Annotated in this window: 15 protein-coding genes; 11 read left to right on the forward strand and 4 right to left on the reverse strand. The window is 45.5% G+C overall.

All coding sequences use genetic code 11. The annotated features are described in order from the left end of the window. Window positions 1-67: 67 nt before the first annotated feature. On the reverse strand, window positions 68-1300 hold the full coding sequence (locus CZ379_RS17315) for an aminopeptidase (protein WP_110932766.1): 1233 nt from the start codon (window positions 1298-1300) through the stop codon (window positions 68-70). A gap of 117 nt (window positions 1301-1417) precedes the next feature. After that, window positions 1418-2776, reverse strand: a complete 1359-nt coding sequence (locus tag CZ379_RS17320; RefSeq protein ID WP_110932767.1) for a TrkH family potassium uptake protein — start codon at window positions 2774-2776, stop codon at window positions 1418-1420. Between the two features lie 176 nt (window positions 2777-2952). Between CZ379_RS17320 and CZ379_RS17325 the strand changes: the two genes are divergently transcribed. From CZ379_RS17325 to CZ379_RS17340, 4 genes are all read left to right on the forward strand, one after another. Further along, a complete protein-coding gene (locus tag CZ379_RS17325) occupies window positions 2953-3222 on the forward strand; it encodes a hypothetical protein (protein WP_110932768.1) in 270 nt (89 codons plus the stop codon). A 44-nt stretch (window positions 3223-3266) separates the two neighbouring features. Next, the gene (locus CZ379_RS17330; RefSeq protein ID WP_234404942.1) at window positions 3267-4418 is read left to right on the forward strand and encodes an AI-2E family transporter; all 1152 of its coding nucleotides are present in this window, start codon (window positions 3267-3269) and stop codon (window positions 4416-4418) included. Between the two features lie 101 nt (window positions 4419-4519). Further along, a complete protein-coding gene (locus tag CZ379_RS17335; protein WP_110932769.1) occupies window positions 4520-4987 on the forward strand; it encodes a hypothetical protein in 468 nt (155 codons plus the stop codon). A gap of 314 nt (window positions 4988-5301) precedes the next feature. Next, entirely contained in the window at window positions 5302-6087 is a 786-nt protein-coding gene (locus tag CZ379_RS17340) for a TIGR00266 family protein (protein ID WP_110932770.1), read from the forward strand. Between the two features lie 127 nt (window positions 6088-6214). On the opposite strand, the gene CZ379_RS17345 is transcribed toward CZ379_RS17340, so the two are convergent. Together CZ379_RS17345 and CZ379_RS17350 are read right to left on the reverse strand one after the other, a co-directional pair. After that, entirely contained in the window at window positions 6215-6988 is a 774-nt protein-coding gene (locus tag CZ379_RS17345; RefSeq protein WP_110932771.1) for a hypothetical protein, read from the reverse strand. 95 nt (window positions 6989-7083) lie between these two features. Further along, window positions 7084-7995 carry a DNA-3-methyladenine glycosylase 2 gene (locus CZ379_RS17350; RefSeq protein ID WP_110932772.1) on the reverse strand — a complete coding sequence of 304 codons (912 nt, stop codon included), beginning with the start codon at window positions 7993-7995 and terminating at the stop codon, window positions 7084-7086. 145 nt (window positions 7996-8140) lie between these two features. Here CZ379_RS17350 and CZ379_RS17355 point away from each other — a divergent pair, with 145 nt between their 5' ends. The 7 genes from CZ379_RS17355 (at window position 8141) to loaP (ending at window position 16269) form a co-directional block, all read left to right on the forward strand. Further along, entirely contained in the window at window positions 8141-8743 is a 603-nt protein-coding gene (locus CZ379_RS17355; protein WP_110932773.1) for a bifunctional transcriptional activator/DNA repair enzyme AdaA, read from the forward strand. After that, window positions 8727-9245 carry a methylated-DNA--[protein]-cysteine S-methyltransferase gene (locus tag CZ379_RS17360; protein ID WP_110932774.1) on the forward strand — a complete coding sequence of 173 codons (519 nt, stop codon included), beginning with the start codon at window positions 8727-8729 and terminating at the stop codon, window positions 9243-9245. The genes CZ379_RS17355 and CZ379_RS17360 overlap by 17 nt, the downstream gene beginning before the upstream one ends. A 220-nt stretch (window positions 9246-9465) precedes the next feature. Beyond that, window positions 9466-10134 (forward strand): pectate lyase, encoded by a 669-nt coding sequence (locus CZ379_RS17365; protein ID WP_110932775.1) that lies wholly within the window; start codon window positions 9466-9468, stop codon window positions 10132-10134. A 140-nt stretch (window positions 10135-10274) separates the two neighbouring features. Continuing rightward, window positions 10275-11039, forward strand: coding sequence for a MerR family transcriptional regulator (locus CZ379_RS17370; protein WP_110932776.1), 765 nt, complete (start codon window positions 10275-10277; stop codon window positions 11037-11039). A gap of 500 nt (window positions 11040-11539) precedes the next feature. Next, window positions 11540-13363, forward strand: coding sequence for an assimilatory sulfite reductase (NADPH) flavoprotein subunit (locus CZ379_RS17375; RefSeq protein ID WP_110932777.1), 1824 nt, complete (start codon window positions 11540-11542; stop codon window positions 13361-13363). Between the two features lie 39 nt (window positions 13364-13402). Beyond that, a complete protein-coding gene (gene cysI, locus CZ379_RS17380) occupies window positions 13403-15127 on the forward strand; it encodes an assimilatory sulfite reductase (NADPH) hemoprotein subunit (RefSeq protein WP_110932778.1) in 1725 nt (574 codons plus the stop codon). 569 nt (window positions 15128-15696) lie between these two features. Further along, window positions 15697-16269 carry an antiterminator LoaP gene (gene loaP, locus CZ379_RS17385; RefSeq protein WP_110932779.1) on the forward strand — a complete coding sequence of 191 codons (573 nt, stop codon included), beginning with the start codon at window positions 15697-15699 and terminating at the stop codon, window positions 16267-16269. Window positions 16270-16458 lie beyond the last annotated feature (189 nt).

Consider the following 16458-nt stretch of genomic DNA (forward strand, 5'->3'; position numbering starts at 1 on the left):
AGAGCCAAGTCAGCGATAGGTTTTATGCCGACTTGGCTCTTGTTCAGTTGTTTGGAGCGTGATGAATTTAAATCGCCCAGTTGCCTTTCGAGAATAATTGCTCTTGTTTGCCGTCCGCGGTAATGCCGTAAATGTCCATTTCTGCTGAACCAATCATAAAGTCCACATGGACGAGGCTATCATTGATCCCGGCTTCCCGCAGCTGCTCCTGAGACATGCTAGTGCCGCCTTCCAGCGTAAATGCATATCCTGCGCCGATCGCCAGGTGATTGGAGGCATTCTCATCAAATAATGTGTTGTAGAAGAGAAGGCCGGATTGAGATATCGGAGAGTTGTGCGGCACGAGGGCTACCTCACCTAGATATCTCGCGCCCTCATCCATTTCAACTAGCTGTTTCAAGGTTTCCTCGCCTTTCTCGGCCTTGAAATCTACAATTTTACCGTTCTCGAAGGTCAGGGAGAACTGATCAATGATATTTCCGCTATAGCTCAGCGGCTTCGTACTCGATACTGTTCCATTGACGCCAGTCTTCAGCGGGGCAGTAAATACTTCCTCGGTTGGCATATTCGCCAGGAAACTAACGCCCTTATCATTGTCGCTTTCCGCGGCAACCCATAAATGATCGGCCGGAAGTTCAATGGTCAAGTCCGTACCCGGAGCGATATAATGCAGCTTCTTGAACTTCTTATCGTTGAGATAATCCGCTTTTTGGCTAAGATTGGCAATGTGCTCTTTCCAGGCAGCTACCGGATCGGCCTGATCGACCCGAACGGTGCGGAAAATCGCCTCCCACAGCGCATCAACCTGCTGCTCCGCAGGCAAATGCGGAAATACCTTGGCTGCCCAAGCTTGCGAAGGAACGGCAACGATCGACCAGGTAAAATAGTTGGCCATTTGCAGCTGGCGATATTGGCTCATCGCTTTGGAATAGGTTTTCTGATGATTGGTTAGACGTTCGGTTTTAACACCATTCAGCAAATCAGGATCCGCGGAAATAACGTGCAAGACGGCGGCGTTATTTTCAATGTACTCCAGCATTTCGCCAGCATACCATTTGGGCTCGTCTAGGAAGGTTTCATCAGCGGCCATATCAAACCGCAAGCGGGTAACGGTATCATCGCTCCAATTCACTTTTACGAAGCGAGCCCCTTCGTGATAAGCTTCCTTTACGATTAGGCGAACCAATTCTGCAGAATCCAGGGTCGCATTGATAATAAGATTTTGGCCTTTCTGGATTTGAACGCCGATCTTTACGGCAAGCTCCGCATATTTCTGCAATTTCTGTTCGTAATCTGTCATATTTGTAACCCTCCATGTGTAATAAAAAATTAGCTATCCTTATATTGTACTACGAATCGGAAAGTGTATCCAAGCGACAGCGATCTAAATATATTTATATCGTGTATTGTTTTTTAGTCAGCCGATGATGAAATCACCCTCAGGGTAGCGGTACAGTTCCTTGCGTGACTTAGGCGTAGTTAGGGCATAAGCCAAAGTCAGCGGGCCGATTCGGCCGAGAAACATAACCAATGCAAGAATCACCTTGCTCAGATCTGTTAGCTTTGTCGTGACATCCAGGCTAAGTCCAGATGTCGCGAATGCCGAGGTTGTCTCGAACAGCAATGCCAGAAAGGTGCGATCCTCAATGGCCGACAAAATCATAGCTGTTAAAATGACAAGGAATAAAGCCAGCCATGTCTGAGTGATCGCCCGCAGAATAGATACTTTGGACAATCGCTTGCGAAAGAATACGATATCTTCCTTTCCACGCAGCATGGCATACATAGCACCGATTAATATAGCGAATACAGTTACCTTGATTCCGCCGCCTGTCGAGCCCGGAGCCGCACCGATGAACATCAGGAGGAGGAGCAGAAACTGTGTGGATTGCTGCATATCCGCCACACTCATAGTAGAGACCCCGCCTGAACGTGCGCTAACCGAGTGGAAGATCGAGGCGAAGATTTGATCCATGAGCGACAATTCCTGAAAATCAGGGGATTTGAATACCTCCATGACAAAGATCAAAAGCGCTCCGGACACAATAAGTATTCCCGACACGGTAAGCACCACTTTGGAATGCAGGGACAGTCTGCGGGTGACACGATAGGATAGCAAGTCCGACATGACGATGAAGCCAATGCCGCCAAGCACAATCAATATGATGACTACAATGTTGACAAAAGGGTCGCTTACATATGCGGATAGTCCGCTATAGGGTCCATGAACGGCTCCGAACAAATCAAAGCCTGCATTGTTAAAAATGGAGATACTGTGAAATACTCCATAATACAGTGCTTGCTGCAGGGGCATATCAAATGACCATCTTGCGGCAAGCAGCAAAGCGCCGATCGATTCTATGACAAGGGAATATACTGTAACTCGGCGGATTAGCGACACTAGACCTTCCAGCGTATTTTGCTTCATCGCCTCCTGGAGAACCAGCCGATCGCGGAGAGAAATACGCCGATTGAAGGCGAGGGCAATCATCGTTCCCATAGTCATAAAGCCTAGGCCGCCTATTTGGGTAAGTATCATTAAAGTGAGCTCCCCAAATAAAGAAAATTGGGTCGCAGGATCGACGACGACGAGTCCCGTTACGCAGACCGCTGACGTGGCCATAAAAAATGCGTTGATCAGGCCGAGCTTCTCTCCGTTTGCCGAGGCTGGGCCAAGCGACAGGAGAAAAGTACCGATAATAATAATAATCGCAAATCCAAAGGTTAATATTTTTGCTGGTGATAAAGAATCTTGCTTTTTTTTGCGCTTAAGCACGAAGAATGCACCTCAATTGAACTTCTTGAAATAGATACAAAACGTGTTACGATATGTTAAGCTGTACAAGGAAGTTGGCTACGGTTACAGTATACCGATTATAGAGCAAATCTTTCGAGATTTACACTGTTTGTCAGCAAACGATTAATTTATTTGCAGAGGAGAGTCGACCACGAATGGAACTGCACATCATTGACGCAAACATGCATAAACAAGAGGATGGTACTTACATAGGCAAAACTGTATTTAAAGTCGAGTCGCATAAGGCCAATTATGAAATTACCTTCTTCAGCAAAAAGGGTCAGGATTGGGACTATAGCTTACATTATGCGGACGAACCGGGGATTGAAGAGCAATTCCTTATCGTTGATGCACGCATTGAAGAGGATGATGAGTGGTTTGATCGGCTGCTGGACGCAGCTTGGGATACGCTAGCAGCACAATGAGCCGAGTCATTGATTGATTGTGTAGGCTGAGGGGAGGAAATTGCTTGCTGCAGAAGCCATTTTATCGTATAAGCTTAGGAATCATTATGATTCTAACGATTATACTTTTATTGTCCAAGGTCAGCTTTATTTTTATGCCGGTCGTCGCTTTAATTAATATTTTGATTGTTCCGGTCATGCTGTCCGGTTTTTTATATTATTTGCTGAGGCCGATCGTCCAGTTCCTGGAGAGGAAGAACTGGAATCGAATGCTGTCCATTTTAACCATTTACTTGCTCTTTGCCGGAGTAGTCACGATCTTCCTGATGGTCGTCTGGCCTCCGCTGCAAAAGCAGGTGACTGATTTCCTGAACAATGTACCGCTGCTGCTTCGGGAGATGCAATCTCAGTTTACTGAGATTCGGCAGTCTAAGCTGTTCTCGATGTTCAGCAATGAGAATGCAGAAATCTCAGAGAAAATTACGGAATATATTAATTCGGTAATCGATGCGGCCACGAAGTCAATTTCTCATATCGTGACCTTCTTGAACGATTTCTTCATCGTCGTAGGAACGGTGCCTATTTTGTTGTATTACATGCTGAAGCAGGATGATCGGGTAACGCCTACCTTGACCAGAATGCTTCCCAAACGCTATCGCCGCGACGGTGAGCAAGTTATTCATGAAATCGATAATGGGCTGAAAGGTTTTATCGCCGGGCGCATGATTAGCGCAGTATTGCTCGCTGTAATGGGCTTTATCGGGTTCTGGCTTATCGGTCTGCCATATCCGCTGCTACTTGCGATCGTAGGGGCGCTGTTCAATTTCATTCCTTACTTTGGGCCGTTTCTTGGAGCTATACCTTGCGTTATTGTTGCATTTACCGAGTCGCCGTCCATGGTGCTGTGGGTGATAATTATCGTTGTTGTATCCCAGCAGATTGAGGGCAACTTGATCTCTCCTTATATTTATGGCAAGACGATTAATATCCATCCGCTGACAACGATTGTCCTATTGTTGATCGCAGGCGATTTTGCCGGCATTCTCGGGATGATTCTGGCGATTCCTGTGTATATGATGGTGAAGGTCATTATCGTTCGCGTATATCAATTGTACTTGTCTGGCAAGCAGGGAGAAGAGGATGAAGAGGCTTTAGATACCCCAGGCATCCCTTTGCAGCATAAGCCTGTTACTACATCGGATGAAGCACAGCCTTAAGCTCATTTCACTCAAATGGTGATAAATGTCATATCTCCATCCCTATCCGTTGGGAGATGATTAACCTACAGGCTATCATTAATTCTCGGGGGATGATAAGTATGGCAGCAATCGCCAAAGGCGGGAAGTACTTCTACGCATGGAGTACAATACTTCCTGACGGATCTTTTTACCTGCCGGATCAAGCCCTGCAGGAATACAATATTAAGCTGAACTCCAAGATTATTTTAATGACGGGTCGCAATACGACGAAAGGCTTCAGCGTCGTGTGCAAAGATTTAATTCCCAATTCGCCACTCGCAGCGATCTTTGGCAGCTTACCTGAACTGCAGCAGCATACTATTCCTGAAGGGCAGACCGTTACCTTTAAGGAACGGATGTTCTGCTGGGCTTTGTTGAACCAGAATCGCTATATTACTTTACCGCTGAAGACATGGCAGCAGTTTGGTTTGAAGCCTGGTGACAAACTGCTATGTCTCCGTGCGACTCATTTGGCATTTAATATTTTGTCGGAAGGTCCTTATATTGAATTGGCTAAGCAAATGAGAGATATTCTTGTGTACGAGTAGTTGTTGAATTATTGATTGTTGAATGCGGTTCCACCATGGGCATCTATTTCTCCAGCAGGAGAGGCAGATGCCTTTTTTATTGTTCCTTTTTATATGTCCATAATGGGGAAAAGATCGGGTAATTATAAGGGGAAGGTTACACATAACGAGGTTATTTAGGAAAAATGCTGCTGTAGTAAGGAGGGAACGGGGGGCATATTTTTTAGTGAAAGAAACCATGGTTCCATTGTATAATAAAAAAGTAATTTCCAGAATTTAGCCCCAGCCCTAATTAGTTTACATAATAAAATTATGGTACACCAGGAGGTCTGTGTATGAATGCACATGAAATTGATTATGAAATTATTGGTAGCGAGATGCAATGCGTTGAAATTCAACTGGATCAAGGTGAAAGTGTAGTAGCCGAAGCTGGAAGTTTTATGATGATGGATCAGGATATTCGAATGGAGACGATATTTGGAGATGGAAGTCATTCGGGGGGAGGCTTAATAGGCAAAATGATTGGAGCCGGTAAAAGGCTCCTCACCGGAGAGGGTCTGTTCATGACCGTATTTACGAACACCGGATACAACAGACAAGGCGTGACGTTCGCTTCGCCTTATCCGGGCAAAATCATTCCGCTTGATTTGCAAATGCTGGGCGGCAAAATTATTTGCCAGAAGGATTCATTCCTATGCGCTGCAAAGGGCATAGCGATAGGTATCGAGTTTCAACGTCGGCTTGGTACGGGTTTCTTTGGAGGAGAGGGCTTCATTATGCAAAAAATTGAGGGAGACGGACTTGCCTTTGTTCATTCCGGCGGGCTGGTACTCGAGAAGGATCTGGCCCCAGGCGAGGTGCTGCGCCTCGATACTGGCTGCCTAGTAGCGATGACAGCCGGAATTGATTATAATATTGAATTTGTGAAAGGCATCAAATCCGCGCTGTTCGGGGGCGAAGGTTTATTCTTTGCTACGCTCCGCGGCCCAGGTAAAGTCTGGGTTCAATCCTTGCCATTCAGCAGATTGGCGGATCGGGTGCTCTTTGCGGCGCGTTATTCGAGCCGGAAGGATGAAGGCAGCGTCCTAGGGGGACTGGGCAATTTATTTGATGGCAAGTAAACACGGTTATGATGCAGGATATTGTTCGCGATTTAGCGAGCAACGCTGAACAATTAACTTTTATCATCTTGAAAAAGGTCGATCTCTCGAATAAGAGGAATCGACCTTTTTAGTGGCATGTATGGACTCAAGGCTCTTGTTTGGCAATTTTAGCGACGTTGTTCAGTTTATTGCGGATTGGATGCTTGGTTAGCTTCTTGCTTACGATTTTGGCCTCGAAGCTAATGATTTCTCCGATTTCGAGTTCAACCTTCTTCATGGTTGCGCTATGGCTGGACCAAGCATCGCCTATTTCCATTTCAGGATCGGTGATCGCCACATTCTCGTAGATAACAACCTCGTCATCGTTATCGGAAAAATGGTTCGGGATCGTAGTGAATTCTTTGACCGTTGCCACCATTTTTACTTTGCCTTCTGGAAGCTCAACCTTGGCTTTCACGGATTTTTTGCCGCTGGCCTTTGCACTTGCTTCGCCAGCCCCCGTTTTGTCCTTCGTTTCATCAACTTGCATTTTTGCTTCTGTCTTGGGAGGAGTCGCCTTAGATTCGGCCTTTCCTTCAACTTCTGTCACTGTTTTGGCAGCAGGTTCCACGTCTGCTTCAGCGGCTTCAGTTGCTGCGTCCAAGTTTTTTATTCCATAATTTGCAGCCTGCATTTCCTTCAAGTAAGAAGGATGGATGCAGTGCTTCTGATTGTTGTCCAATTGAATGACAGCCGTAATATGATCGACATAGCCGATAATGCTGCAGCCTTCATTTAACCCATGGCCCTTATAGTAAAAGGCTTTAATTTTAGATGCCTTACTCGATAACAGGCCCCATTCCTTACACTTGTCCATCAGCTCCGTTTCATCTACGAAGGCCGTATACGTATCTGGTTCGATCATAAACGAATGCACCATGTTTTCTCCGCCTTTATTGTTTATTCCCTACTATTTTATCATGTTTTTCGCGGAAAGCGGCAATTTGCTCGGAAGCGCCATCGCACTTTTGCTGCTTAATAGAGGAATCTCCAAAGATAGAACGTTGCATAAGCCTCCCAATCCGTCCATGCCGCAGACAGTTTACGGATCTCTCTCTTCGTTGGTTTACGCTCACTGCCCGTTAATTTCTTGATCGCATTATGCAGGCCGACATCGTCAATCGGAAAAGCGGACGGTATGCGTAGACAACGCATTAATACGTAATTGGCCGTCCAAGGCCCGATGCCGCGGATCGAGACAAGTATTTCCTCTGCCCTTCCTGCACTTCCGGCCTCCAGCAGTATTTCCTTGGTCAGTGTACCGTCCGCAATAAGCTGAGCCGCACCGATCAGGTATTCACATTTCTTCACGGTCATTCGCAGCTCACTTAAATCCTGAACCGTCAATCCTGCGATGTCGGCGGCAGAAGGGAAAACCCAGTGCTGCCTACCGTCACATACGATAGGCTTGCCGAAGCGCTCAACAAGCCTTCTTTTTAGCGTATAAGCATAAGTCAGATTGATTTGCTGACCTAGAATTCCCCAGCTTACCGCCTCGAATAAATCGGGAATGCCGATAATGCGAAGTCCATGGAACAAAGAGACGGCCTGCTGCAGCAATGGGTCTGTCCGGGCTAGCTCGTAGAAGTGCAGCAGATCGCGATCCAGGTCGAACCACTCTCTAACATATTTCGTTACTTCTTCGTGAATCCAACCGCTTGTTGGAGGTCTGTTTCCTTGGAAGGTCACTTTTAAGCTGTGATCTGCATTTTCGCTAATTTCAATCACTGGGGTAAATTGTCCGACTGGTATCGCCCGGTAGATCCGTCCATCCCGGATCTGAAATAAACATTCATTAGGCGACCTCGATAAATAATTCAAGTTTTGCGTAAAGCTAAATGGCTCTCGTACGGGGATAATGAGATGCCTCTCTGGGCTTGTATTCATTGCGCTTCCTCCAATCCTGCTGATCCTTGTTCTCTAGTTGTACCATGAATAATAAATTATTAGTTTAGAAATCTTGCTATTACATTGGATCGAGCGTTCAAAACAACGAATCGAGAGTTATACTTGTCATGGAGGCGAATAGACAATGAGTAAATTAGGACAGCCGCTATCTGATGAGAAATGGCAAGCTATCATTCAAAATGACGCTTCTTGTGATGATAAATTTATTTATGCGGTGGAATCGACCGGAATTTTTTGCAGGCCATCCTGTAAGTCCCGAGTGCCGAAGCGGGAGCATGTGCGTATATTCGACAATACACAGCAGGCTCTGGCCGCAAGCTTTCGGCCCTGTAAAAGATGCAAGCCGATGAGCGGGCCGCTGCCTGAGGAAGAGTGGGTTGAGCAGATTGCAGGATATATTGACGCTCATTACTCGGAGAAGCTTACGCTAGGAACCTTGGCCGGTATGTGCCACGGCAGTCCGTATCATTTACATCGAACGTTCAAGCGCGTCAAAGGAGTGACACCTGCCTTCTATATCCTTCAAACGAGAATCGATAAAGCCTCGGAATATTTGCAGAAGACCGATAAAGCAATTTCCGAAATCGCTCTAAGGGTAGGTATGGGCAGTACATCTTATTTCATAACTGTATTTAAAAAAATGAAGGGCCAAACGCCTGCAGAATATCGTGAGAAGAGTACAACTATGAATTCATCGGAGGTGCTAAATTATGAGAATGACAAATGAAGCTGTATTGTATTGGACAAGGCTGTATACGGACAACTGGAATATCTGCTTCGCTGCCACGGCAAAGGGGCTGTGCTACGTTGGTTCCCATAATCATTCCTTTGAAGAGCTATCGGCTTGGGCTAACAAAAAATATCCGGACTATAAGTTGGTTGAAGACGAGGAGAAGATGCAGCCCTATGCAGAGGAATTAGCCCGGTACTTGCAGGGAGAGCTTCAAGGCTTTTCCGCGCCAATTGATGTCCAGGGCACCGCATTTCAACAGATGGTTTGGAAAGCCCTATGCGAAATTCCCTATGGACAAACGCGTACTTATTCCGATATCGCACTTAGCATCCATAAGCCGGCTGCGGTGCGTGCCGTTGGGGCAGCTATTGGAGCTAATCCTCTACTGATTGTCGTACCGTGTCACCGTGTCAACGGGAAGAACGGGACACTTACTGGCTACCGAGGTGGGCTGGACATGAAAGCTCGACTGCTTAGACTGGAATTGGAATTTTAATAAATTGTTTTGCCCTTTAAAATATTATGCTAAAATGATATAGGTAATTCTGAAATTAAATTTCTATATATTTGAAAATATGTAAATATGAGTAATTTGTCCTATTGATTTTCTAGTTTTTCTCGACTAATCTGTGGAAGGGAGACGATGTTCACAATTCTGTCAGAAAATGCAGACGTGTGCATTTCCTCACCACACCTTAATCGGGAGGATGAATTGTATGAAGAAAAAAATTAGTTTTTTCCTCGCATTATCGTTAGTGCTGACGCTATTTGGGGCGGTTCAAGCTTCCGCAGCGTCCATAACGGTAGACTCTACAATTATCGTTAAGGCAGGAGAAACGTTTGACGGTAAAGGCCAAACCTATGTTGCCAACCCGAAGACCCTAGGCGACGGCAGCCAAGCTGAAAACCAAAAGCCGATTTTCCGTTTGGAAGCGAATGCAACACTGAAGAATGTGATCATCGGAGCGCCAGGAGCTGACGGAGTTCACTGTTACGGAAATTGTAACGTCACCAACGTCACGTGGGCGGATGTAGGCGAGGATGCACTCACTCTGAAGGCTTCTGGAACCGTTAACATTACAGGTGGAGGCGCTTACAAAGCTTATGACAAAGTGTTCCAAATGAATGCAGCCGGTACAATTAATATTAAGAACTTCAAAGCGAATGATATCGGCAAATTGGTGCGGCAAAACGGAGGTACGACATTCAAGGTAGTGATGAATGTGGACAACTGCGACATTTCTAAAGTCAAGGATTCAATTTTGCGCACAGACAGCAGCACAACGACCGGAAAAATAACGAATACGAGATATTCTAACGTCCCAACTCTGTTCAAGGGCTTTGCATCTGGCAATACGAGCCAATCCGGGAATACGCAATATTAATTGTAGCTTCATATTTTAAAGTTACGGCCTGCAATTGACGATAGCAGTTGTCAATTGCGGGCCGTTTGTATATTTTAAATATTAAGGTTGACCTTCACGTTACGTCAAAGTGTACAGTTGAATTGTCAGGAGGTGATTCCATGGAATATACCGTGCAGAAGCTGGCCCGATTAGCTGGGGTGAGCACAAGAACGCTTCGTTATTATGATGAGATTAACATTCTTAAGCCGGCAAGAATCAACTCATCAGGATATCGGATTTATGGGCAGGCGGAGGTAGATAGATTACAGCAAATTTTGTTCTATCGAGAGCTGGGTCTTCCGCTGGAACAAATTAAAGCGATCGTAACCTCACCTGCATTTAACAGCGTTCTGGCGCTTCAAGAACACCGTGAGCAGCTCCTTGACAGAAGACGGCAATTGGATATTCTTATCTCCAATGTGGATAAGACAATTGCTACGCATGAAGGGAGAATCAGTATGACTGACCGAGAGAAGTTTGAAGGGTTCAAGCAAAAAATGATTGTTGATAACGAGCAAAAATACGGCAAGGAAATCCGCAAGAAATATGGGGACGAGAAGATTGACCGATCCTACGACAAATTGCGTGGTATGAGCCAGGAGCAGTATGAAGAGGTTGAGCGACTTGCTGAAGAGATACATCGGGCATTGGCCGAAGCTTATAAGACAGGCGATCCTGCAAGCGAAGCAGCTCAGCAAGCGGCTAAGCTGCATAAGCAATGGTTAGGCTATTATTGGAGCGAATATAGTAAAGAAGCTCATGCCGGATTGGCGCAGATATACGTCGACGATGAGCGATTCACAGCATATTACGATATGCACCAGCCGGGAACGGCACAGTTTCTCCGTGACGCTATCCTCATTTATACAGGGATAGAACAATGAATCTGAGCACCTTAATTTTTGAACAGGAACTTTAAGGCTAAGCATTTTTGTATCTTCGCTCTGATTCATTAAAACATGGAAAGGGTAATAATAAACAAGTGGGAAGTGGTCATAATCAATGAACAGACGGAACGACAGAATACTGTGTATTCCGAAAGGTAGTTGATTCACCATGTACTCTCTCAGAAGGAAGAGAAGATCGATCCTTCGTCGATTATTCTCTGGCACCCTAGCCGCCTGAATGGCTGCATAGCAAAATTTCATAATTAAATGAAGCAACCGCTTCCCACGTTTAAAGACTCTGCGCCCCTGGCGTGGAGTCTTTTTTTTTGCGCTTGGTGGAGGAACACGCAGGAATTATTAGTTTTACTAATCAAAGATATAAGATCATTCTAATTGACCGCCTGAACTTGCTATGATAAATTTTATTAAATGACAAATTAGATAGTAATACTAGGAATTAGTTTAAATTCTATGTATACTGCGTGAGGTGGATATTATTGGAACTACAAGTTAGTAACAGTCCTTTTAGTCAAGAGCAGGCGGAGCTGCTCAATCGTCTTCTTCCTACGCTATCGGAAAACCAACGAATTTGGCTCAGCGGATACTTGTCTGCATTACAAGGCGCTGGGGCGGTAACGGCTGCAGCTACGCTCGTTCAGGCGGTAGCTTCTGTGGAGCCAGCCATTTCCAAAGAAGTAACTGTACTTTACGGCTCGCAGACAGGAAACAGCCATGGGCTGGCTAACAAGCTGTCGAAGAAGCTGGAAGAACAGAGTTACCAGGTTACTTTGACATCGATGGGCGATTTTAAACCTAATGGACTAAAGAAAATCGAGAACTTATTTATTGTTGTCAGCACGCACGGCGAAGGAGAACCGCCAGACAGCGCTATTCCATTTTACGAGTATCTTCATAGCAAGCGTGCGCCAAAGTTGGAGGGACTACGTTATTCTGTACTTGCGCTTGGCGATACTTCCTATGAATTTTTCTGTCAGACGGGCAAGGATTTTGACAAACGTTTGGAGGAGCTCGGCGGTGAACGGATTACTCCGCGCGTAGACTGCGATGTCGATTTTGATGAACTTGCCGCGGAATGGATGGGGCTCGTTCTGAGTGAGCTCGGCAAACTTTCTGCATCAGGCACTGCGGCGAGCAGCGTAAGCACGATTGTGGCAAGCAGCGGTACGGAGTCTGAGTACTCGAGAACCAATCCCTTTAACGCGGAAGTTTTAGAGAACCTGAATCTCAATGGCCGCGGATCGGATCGGGAAACACGCCACATCGAGCTTTCCTTGGAAGGTTCCAATCTTCAATATGAGCCGGGGGATAGCCTAGGCATTTATCCGGAGAATCACCCGCTACTCGTCGATGAGTTGATTGCGGCCATGGGCTGGAACGGCGAGGAAAGTGTAACCGTGAATAAGAACGGCGAACAGCGGACGCTGCGTGACGCATTGCTGCGCTACTATGAAATTACGGTTCTTACAAAGCCGCTGCTGGAGCAAGCCGTACAGCTCAGCTCCAGTCAGGAGCTGAAGAAGCTGCTTGAAACAGGGCATGAGCAGGAGCTGCGCGCCTATTTAGCCGAACGCGATTTGCTAGATTTGGTGACGGATTACTCTTTTGAAGGGGTTAGCGCCAGTCAGTTTATTTCAATTCTACGCAAAATACCATCGCGGCTTTATTCCATTGCGAGCAGTTCCAAGGCGTTTCCGGATGAGGTACATCTGACTGTTCGTTCCGTACGTTATGAAGCTCATGGCCGCAACCGATATGGCGTATGCTCCGTTCAGCTTGCGGAACGGGTAGAGCCCGGGGATACATTGCCGGTATATATTCAACATAACCCAAGCTTCAAACTTCCTGAGAATCCGGATACGCCGATTATAATGATCGGGCCAGGGACAGGGGTCGCGCCTTTCCGAGCTTTTCTTGGGGAGCGGGAAGAGACAGGAGCAGAAGGGAAAAACTGGTTGTTCTATGGAGACCAGCATTTCTCTACCGACTTCCTATATCAGGTGGAATGGCAGCGCTGGCTGAAAGACGGCGTATTGACCCGAATGGATGTCGCGTTCTCTCGCGACACCGACAAGAAGGTCTACGTCCAACACAGGATGCTTGAGAAGAGCCGGGAGGTTTATGAATGGCTGCAAGAAGGAGCCGCAGTGTATGTGTGCGGGGATGAGAAGAAGATGGCTCATGATGTGCATGCCGCTTTGGCCACCATACTTGAGCAGGAGGGCGGTCTTAGCCCAGAGCAAGCAGCGGAATATTTGACGCGTATGCAGCAGGAGAAACGTTATCAACGGGATGTATATTAAACGGGGAGTCCCGAGGATTACGAGAGGAGAATGGCCAATATGTCAGATAACAACTTAATGTCGCCAAACAGTGCACCGCACAGCGATGTTGAAGATATTAAAATTAGAAGTAATTATTTGCGCGGGAGTCTAGAAGAGACGCTTGAGGATCCAATTACGGGCTCCATACCGGAAGATGATAATCGGCTGATGAAATTCCATGGCAGCTATATGCAGGATGATCGTGATTTGCGGAACGAGCGCCATAAACAGAAATTGGAGCCAGCCTATCAGTTTATGCTTCGAGTGCGCGCGGCGGGCGGTGTCGTTACACCGGAGCAGTGGCTGATGATGGACAGCGTATCCCAGAAATATGCGAACGGAACCATTCGTCTGACAACCCGGCAATCCTTTCAGCTCCATGGTGTTATCAAATGGAACTTGAAGAAAACCATTCAGGAAGTGAATGAGGCATTGCTCAGCACGTTGGCCGCATGTGGCGACGTTAACCGAAACGTGATGTGCAATCCCAACCCATACCAGTCGGAAATTCATTCCGAGGTATACAACTGGGCGAGCAAGGTAAGCGATCATCTTGATCCGAGAACCAATGCTTACCATGAGATTTGGCTTAACGGTGAAAAGGTGATTGACAGCAATGACAGCCAAGCGGAGCAGGAGCCTATTTACGGACATGTCTATTTGCCGCGTAAGTTCAAGATTGGCGTAGCTGTACCGCCTTCGAACGATGTTGATGTTTTCTCGCAGGATTTGGGGTTCATTGCGGTTGTAGAGAACGGAGAGTTGAAGGGTTTTAACGTCTCTGTGGGCGGCGGCATGGGAATGACGCATGGGGATACAAAAACCTATCCGCAGGTGTCCAAGGTAATTGGCTTCTGCCTGCCGGAGCAAATGATTGATGTAGCGGAGAAGACTGTTACGATTCAGCGGGATTACGGTGATCGTTCTGTCCGGAAGCATGCCCGCTTTAAATATACGATTGATGACCGGGGAGTCAATTGGTTTGTCCAAGAGCTATCGAATCGGCTTGGCTGGAGCTTGCAGGAGGCAAGACCGTTTCATTTCGAGCACAACGGCGATCGATATGGTTGGGTGAAGGGCAGCAATAACAAGTGGCATTTTACGCTATTTATCCAGAATGGCCGCATTAAGGATGAGGAGGATTACAAGCTGATGACAGGCTTGCGGGAAATAGCCAAGGTGCATACAGGCGACTTCCGCTTGACACCGAACCAGAACCTGATCATCGCGAATGTAAGCAGTCAAAAGAAAAAGAAAATTGAAGGTCTTATTAAAGAACATGGCCTGACAGACGGTTTGCATTACTCCGCCTTGCGAAGAAACTCAATGGCGTGCGTAGCGTTTCCTACCTGCGGCCTCGCCATGGCTGAATCTGAGCGCTACCTTCCATCCTTGCTGGATAAGATTGAGCCCATGCTGGAGCAAGTCGGCTTGCAGGATGATGATATTGTTATTCGAATGACCGGCTGCCCGAACGGCTGCGCCAGACCGATGCTGGGGGAAATTGCATTTATCGGCAAGGCACCTGGGAAGTACAATCTGTATCTTGGCGGCGGGTTCTCTGGAAACAGACTGAATAAATTATATAAAGAAAACATCGGTGAAGATGAGATTTTAGAATCCTTGCAGCCGATTATTACGCAGTACGCCAAGGATCGAGAAGAAGGCGAGCATTTCGGCGACTACGTCATTCGTGCTGGTTATGTCCAGGAAGTAACGGATGGACAGAACTTCCATTCTTAGGTTGTTGATTTTGATCGGATATTGTGAATAATCAGAAAATAGGATTTGAAATTAATTATTATAATGAATAATTAACTAGATTAATCATAATAAGAGTCATAACAAGTGCGGGAATAGAAAGAACGGTACAAACGAAGTGCTTCCCTTTAACGGCGAGGCACTTCGTTTTGGCTATTATTTCATCCAACTTTCCTGGTTTATTGTATGGTTTCGCAGGTGTATTCCTTAGGAAAAATCGTATCTATTATGTCGAATTTATGTCAAATTTCCCTTAAAATCGCAGTTAGTTCATTTCGAAAACTTGGAAATTCACGTCGTAAAATGTATTAATTTGTCGCTTTATGCCGAAATAATAAGGTTGAATTGGATTTCTCGATTCGATATAATATGTACTAATTAATGGATTGTGTTCCGATTATCGGATTCACTGGAACGGTAATTAAAGTTTGGATTTAAGTTATCAACATGGCAATATTACACCGTATAGGCTTACAAAGGAGCTTCTTAACAACATCCACCAAGAATTAATATGCATAAATCATCTTTTAATTTTGGAGGATTTGAAATCTATGGGGTGGTATGTTTTATTTGTACGAAATGGGTATGAAGATCATGTGCAGAAAAGTCTAGAGAAGATAAGCGATAATAATATAGCTCGTTGTATAGTTCCCACGAGGAAAATACCGGAAAGAAAAAAAGGGCAAATCAAAGATGTTGAGAAAATTATGTTCCCTGGATACGTTTTTATTCAAACTCAGATGACTAAATCGATTTACTATACTCTTAGTAGTCATCCGCTAATTTATTCCTTATTAAACTATCGCAATAGAAAGGATTTAAATTATAATCAGCGAAATTCAGATACTACAATCCAGGATTCGGATGATTTTTGTTTCAAACAAGTGCCAAAAGAAGAGATTGAACAAATCCTGCAACTTCTTGACGATCATGGGAAAGTCGATTACTCAAAAGTACATCTATTGGATTCCCGGATTAAAGTTATTTCGGGGCCGCTAAAAGGCAAAGAAGGAATAATCAAAAAAATCGATAAGCGTAAAAATCGAGCTAAAGTGAATATAAATTTAATGGGTTGTCATAGAATGATCGATTTAGGGATAGAAGTTTTAAGTTATAAAAACTGAAAAATATAATCGATGTTTCGGCACGTTATACAGATTCAGTTGGACATAGGGGAAGTCATGTAGTGCTTCGCAAACAAAGCATGAAAGGGCGAAGCTATGCGTTTTAGTACATAAAAAAATAAAAGAATGGTGTTTGTAGCCTAGAATTATTTATTTTTTTAAACTGCGTCCAGATACATGGATACGCAG

The organism is Paenibacillus bouchesdurhonensis (assembly GCF_900155685.1).
Classification (GTDB): Bacteria; Bacillota; Bacilli; order Paenibacillales; family Paenibacillaceae; genus Fontibacillus; species Fontibacillus bouchesdurhonensis.

Bases quoted from the DNA above. Each gene is read 5' to 3' on its own strand.
- CZ379_RS17365 (WP_110932775.1), top strand. From the start codon at position 9,466: ATGAAGAAAAAAATTAGTTTTTTCCTCGCATTATCGTTAGTGCTGACG.
- CZ379_RS17345 (WP_110932771.1), bottom strand. From the start codon at position 6,988: ATGGTGCATTCGTTTATGATCGAACCAGATACGTATACGGCCTTCGTA.
- CZ379_RS17360 (WP_110932774.1), top strand. From the start codon at position 8,727: ATGAGAATGACAAATGAAGCTGTATTGTATTGGACAAGGCTGTATACG.
- CZ379_RS17335 (WP_110932769.1), top strand. From the start codon at position 4,520: ATGGCAGCAATCGCCAAAGGCGGGAAGTACTTCTACGCATGGAGTACA.
- CZ379_RS17370 (WP_110932776.1), top strand. From the start codon at position 10,275: ATGGAATATACCGTGCAGAAGCTGGCCCGATTAGCTGGGGTGAGCACA.
- CZ379_RS17355 (WP_110932773.1), top strand. From the start codon at position 8,141: ATGAGTAAATTAGGACAGCCGCTATCTGATGAGAAATGGCAAGCTATC.
- CZ379_RS17350 (WP_110932772.1), bottom strand. From the start codon at position 7,995: ATGAATACAAGCCCAGAGAGGCATCTCATTATCCCCGTACGAGAGCCA.
- cysI (WP_110932778.1), top strand. From the start codon at position 13,403: ATGTCAGATAACAACTTAATGTCGCCAAACAGTGCACCGCACAGCGAT.
- CZ379_RS17340 (WP_110932770.1), top strand. From the start codon at position 5,302: ATGAATGCACATGAAATTGATTATGAAATTATTGGTAGCGAGATGCAA.
- CZ379_RS17315 (WP_110932766.1), bottom strand. From the start codon at position 1,300: ATGACAGATTACGAACAGAAATTGCAGAAATATGCGGAGCTTGCCGTA.
- loaP (WP_110932779.1), top strand. From the start codon at position 15,697: ATGGGGTGGTATGTTTTATTTGTACGAAATGGGTATGAAGATCATGTG.
- CZ379_RS17325 (WP_110932768.1), top strand. From the start codon at position 2,953: ATGGAACTGCACATCATTGACGCAAACATGCATAAACAAGAGGATGGT.